Origin of the sequence: Butyrivibrio sp. (genome assembly GCF_017635265.1) — a bacterium.
GTDB lineage: Bacteria > Bacillota > Clostridia > Lachnospirales > Lachnospiraceae > Butyrivibrio.
The window spans coordinates 1-4,595 of the sequence record NZ_JAGBLU010000094.1; the positions used below are offsets into that span (position 1 = coordinate 1).

The following is a 4,595-nucleotide window of genomic DNA, read 5'->3' on the forward strand; positions in this document are numbered from 1 at the left end:
AGGTTTATATCCATACAATCAGGTAAAGGGACAATAAATATAAAGCTTCGGGATATTTTATATATTGAGAGCTCGGGACGAAAAGCAATTGTCCATTTGCCGGGAATTAAGCATGAAGTGTATCGGCAGATGAATGACTTTGAGGATGAACTGGGGAACAGTTTTTTCAGGGTTCACAGAGGATATCTGGTTAATATGAAGCATATAAAAGGCTACTCAAGGTCGGAGGTACAGGTTGATAATGGGGATGCACTTATAATGTCAAAATACAAATACGCTGATTTTATAAGGGCTTACATGGAGTTTATATCCTGACGATTGTAGGAGGCAATATGACAGAGGAAAATATAAGAATTATGGAACAAATCTACGGAGTATCTATGATACTGATCTGTGGCCTGTTCTTTGGAGTGTTTGCAGATCTTTTTATAAATAAAGAGACACTTAGCAGACCAAAGAATATTGTATTGTCAGTGATAATCACGATTGAAGGGATAGTGTTGTTTGCAATTCCATATTCTACAAAAGGTCTGTACAGTATAATAAGCCTTCTGACTATAGTTGCAGTGTTCTATTTTTATAATCAAAAGATATTACCGCATATCATCTTTGTCTTCTTTCTCTGGCAGAACGTATTCTACGTATGGCATTTGATAAATTTTGCCGTTTTCAATAGCATTTCTGATTATGTTACCGCATCCATAGATTATTCCAGGGAAGGCTCCGTAGAATATCTATGGAACTGGATGTTTATACTGATGGTTTTGCAGGTTATATTTTTTGCAGTTTTCCTATTTCTCGAATATTTCGTAACAAAAAAAATATGTACGGTCAAGTATGAAATGTCATGGACTGAAGCATTATATTTATCGATATATTCCGCTGTGTCATATATTATCTGTTACATTATTGTAGAAGTTATGGTTGTACCGCTTGATAAAGAGGTTTTTGTGCTGCTGGATGAGAAGCAGGATCTTAGATTTACCCTGCCAATCCTGGCTGTGCTTATTTTTATCGGAGAAATGTCTGCAATTGCTACATGGCAGCGCTACAGGAGACTTAAAGAAGAGGAGCTTAGGCTACAGGAGCAGCTTCAGGAGCAGGAGTTTATCAGGAAAAAGATTGAATATACTGAAAAATACCATGACCGTATAAGAACGCTTCGGCATGATATGGCCGGAAAACTCATGATTCTTAAGAGCTTCTTGGAAAAAGACAGGATAAGCGATGCGAAAGAATTTCTTGGGGAAATGGACATTGAGCTTAGCTCAGAAGCTATGCAGTATGCGACCAATAATCCGGTTACAGATGCAGTGATAAATGAGGCTGCAGCTCAGGCAGGTAGCATTAACTGTGATTTTAAGGCAGAATTTCTTTTCCCTGATGACAATGGAATCAGTGCTTTGGATATGGGGATTATTCTTAATAATCTTATTGATAACGCTTTGGATGGAGTACTGACTGTGGCAGAGGGTGATAGGTATATCAGACTTATTGGGGAACAGAAGGATAACTTTTACTTGATAAAAATAGAGAATTCGTTTGATGGAAAATTGAAGCGTGGTTCTGATAACAGCATCATCAGTACAAAGAAAATGGATTCTGACGCAGATAAGCACGGGCTGGGGTTAAAGAGCGTCATGGGAATCGCAGATAAATATCTTGGAGCTGTGGATATCAATTCTGATAATAAGGTTTTTAAGGTAAAGGTAATGCTGCAGAAGAAAAACTGTTACTGTTCAGTTCCTGACCAGTAACTAAGCAATTTTGCAATTAAATCGCTTCGCGAAGGGCAAAATTGCCACTTGAATCACTTTCTTACGCAGCCTTCTAACGCATGTCTCTCGCTAGAATTCGCCAAAGGCTCATTAAGCGAGAGTGCAAGCAGCGTAGTGCTGGCTGCTGACTGAATAGTAACGAAAAACTGACTATTCATTACATAAAAAGGTCCGTTCGTGTCAAAGCTATTTAACCGCCTCCGGTCATAGACGATACTTGATATGGAACAGAAACTACCTGCTGCACTAAACTCGACAGTACCTCGTTAAGTGCACAGGTATGGTTCGCACTAGACTCGGGAAGAACCTCGTCAAGTGCTCTACTCAGGAGGTGTTTTTAATGAATTTTGGGCAAAACTATTTTGATGTCCTTACTGGCAGGATAGGCGGTGCAGGAGGTATTTGGAACAGACACGGAATGTCAGATATTAATTACCGCAGTAGGGCTACAGGTACAAGAAGCACATCACGAACATCAGGCGCTATAAATAACAGCTATTTTGGATTAAGTGCCAATACCGTGAAAGCTATGAATAAAGCATATAACAGCACATACAATAGTGCATATATGTCTGATCGGAAGGTTGCTGGTGGAGCTGTAAAGGTAGAAAGCGCCGGTAAGAAACTTGCAAACAGTGAGATTTATGAAGAAAAGAACACGGACCAGCTTCTTAAAACTGTAAAGAATTTTGTAGATGGTTACAATGATGTCAACAGTGGAGCAAAAAATGCTACAAGCACCACAGTTAGAAACAGAGCCGGATGGATGAGGGAGGATGTGCTTAATAATGTGTCTGACCTTAGAAAGATAGGCATAGGTTACAACTCTAAGACAGGAGAGTTATCTGTTGATGAAGATGTATTAAAAGGAGCAGATAAAGCTACTGTCAAAAAGATATTAGGAGAAGCCGGATCATTTGGACAAAGGCTTAGAAGCAATGCATCTTTAACATCACAAGCGGCCATTACATCAAGCAGATATTCGATGAATACAGGCATCTATGGATCTAATGGCACATACAATACCGGAAACCTTTTGGGTGGATTTGGTAATTCACTCCTGTCATCGATGTTTTCACGATGGTTTTAAACCCAAAATGCGCAAGAGTATGAGGTAAATAGCATATGAAGATAGAAAGTAGTGATGTATATACTAATTCAAATTACAGCTATCAAAAGGATTTGAACAGTGGCGGCGCAGGGACAGGCAGATTTTTTGCCGGAATAGTAGAAAAGCATGTAGAAAAGGAAAAAACTGATTATAAGGCAACAGGTAATATAAAAACAGAAGATGGAAGAGAAATAAATGTTGATGTTGACGTAAGTATGGTTCGAAAAAAGGAGCATGAAACATTTATACCGATATCGTCACCACTGGATAATCTTTATGATCCATTGATAATCAATACAGGAAGTCATACAGCTTCTTTAAGTGATACGAAATTTAAATTTGATCTTGATGCGGATGGCAAGCTGGACGAGATATCAATGACAAAAGCAGGGAGTGGATTCCTTGCACTTGATAAGAACGGAGATGGCAAGGTAAATGACGGCACTGAACTGTTTGGAGTAAAGAGCGGTGATGGTTTTAAGGATCTTGCCAAGTACGATACAGATGGTAATGGCTGGATTGATGAAAATGATGAAGTCTATGATAAGCTCAAAGTCTGGAGTAAGACTGATGATGGAAAAGATGAACTTAGGACGTTAAAGGAATCTGGTGTCGGGGCTATTTTCCTGGGATCAGAAGACACGGAATTTACTCTTGATGGTGCGGATGGTGCTTTAGATGGGAAAGTGAGAAAGACAGGAATCTTTCTAAAGGAGGATGGGACTGCCGGAACCATTCAGCACGTTGATTTGGCCATCAAGGGCCGTGAGTCAGAACTAATGAGTGCTGCAGAGAAGCTTGATGAAGTATTGGAGAAGATGCGCAGCGAGAACTCTCAGCGGAGCAGTCGAAATAACAACAATGATAATGCAAGACGCCGGGCTCAGAGGGCAGCGAGACAAAAGAAGCAGCTTGAGGACTATCAGAAAAGAAAAGAACTGAATCAAGAACTGACGGAAAAGGCCATAGAGCATAGAAAAATGTTATATGGCACTTAAGGAGCAAAGCACTTATTCCGATAATATATAAAGAGGTTAGGATGGAACTGCCGGATATCAATGGATTGATAAATCTAATGATATTCGGCTTTTTAAGAAGGAAGGTGAAAGTAAAGAGCAAAGCGCCGCAACTGATAATCAATTAACCACTCGGTCCTTTCAGGAGAGTGGAGTAGCTCTGAATGACAGATGAGCTGCAGAAAGGAACACTTATGCCAAATACCATAACAAACGGAAACTATTATTACTCACAGAGCGCATTTGTACAGAGTGCCCACTTTTATTCAAATCAGACAATCGGAAACAGCGATTTCCAGAGTGTTATTCTTGAAAAAAATGAGGATTCACCTGAGGTTGTGGATGCCCTGGTAAAAGAAGAGCCTGCAAAGAAAGGCTATACACGAGTTATAACAGCAAATGTGTGGAACTCAGGAATGACATCAACGCAACTTGCTGATGGCAAAACAGCTTATTCATATCAGGGAGTAATGCAGAAGTTTGAGATAAGGATTGATGTGATGGGAGACAGCAGGAAATATACTGCAACCGGAACAGATGAAAACGGCAATGAGTTCTCAAAAGAGATCGATCCTTATAAAGTGAATCCGACAGATTCGGATTTTACAGAATTTGCCGCATTGTGCTCGTATATCCGTGACACAGAGGGTATTGCTGATGAAGCTATGCAGGCAATAGATGGAGTAGCCC

At 39.9% G+C, this 4,595-nt stretch carries 5 protein-coding genes and 1 pseudogene; 5 read left to right on the forward strand and 1 reads right to left on the reverse strand.

The features are described 5' to 3' along the window. Both J6O61_RS11365 and J6O61_RS11370 read left to right on the forward strand, forming a co-directional pair. Window positions 1-315 (forward strand): LytR/AlgR family response regulator transcription factor (locus J6O61_RS11365; protein WP_292213188.1); only part of this gene is annotated, 315 nt, incomplete at its 5' end. A 17-nt stretch (window positions 316-332) separates the two neighbouring features. After that, window positions 333-1,757: a sensor histidine kinase gene (locus tag J6O61_RS11370; protein ID WP_292213190.1), complete on the forward strand. Its 1,425-nt coding sequence runs from the start codon at window positions 333-335 to the stop codon at window positions 1,755-1,757. Between the two features lie 53 nt (window positions 1,758-1,810). On the opposite strand, the gene J6O61_RS11375 is transcribed toward J6O61_RS11370, so the two are convergent. Beyond that, a complete protein-coding gene (locus tag J6O61_RS11375; RefSeq protein WP_292213193.1) occupies window positions 1,811-1,936 on the reverse strand; it encodes a hypothetical protein in 126 nt (41 codons plus the stop codon). Window positions 1,937-2,118: 182 nt separating this feature from the next. On the opposite strand from J6O61_RS11375, the gene J6O61_RS11380 reads away from it, so the two are divergent. From J6O61_RS11380 to J6O61_RS11390, 3 genes and pseudogenes are all read left to right on the forward strand, one after another. Further along, window positions 2,119-2,868 (forward strand): hypothetical protein, encoded by a 750-nt coding sequence (locus J6O61_RS11380; protein ID WP_292213197.1) that lies wholly within the window; start codon window positions 2,119-2,121, stop codon window positions 2,866-2,868. Between the two features lie 35 nt (window positions 2,869-2,903). Further along, window positions 2,904-3,887 (forward strand): hypothetical protein, encoded by a 984-nt coding sequence (locus J6O61_RS11385; protein WP_292213200.1) that lies wholly within the window; start codon window positions 2,904-2,906, stop codon window positions 3,885-3,887. 182 nt (window positions 3,888-4,069) lie between these two features. Further along, window positions 4,070-4,595, forward strand: a pseudogene (locus tag J6O61_RS11390) (hypothetical protein); the annotation flags it as partial.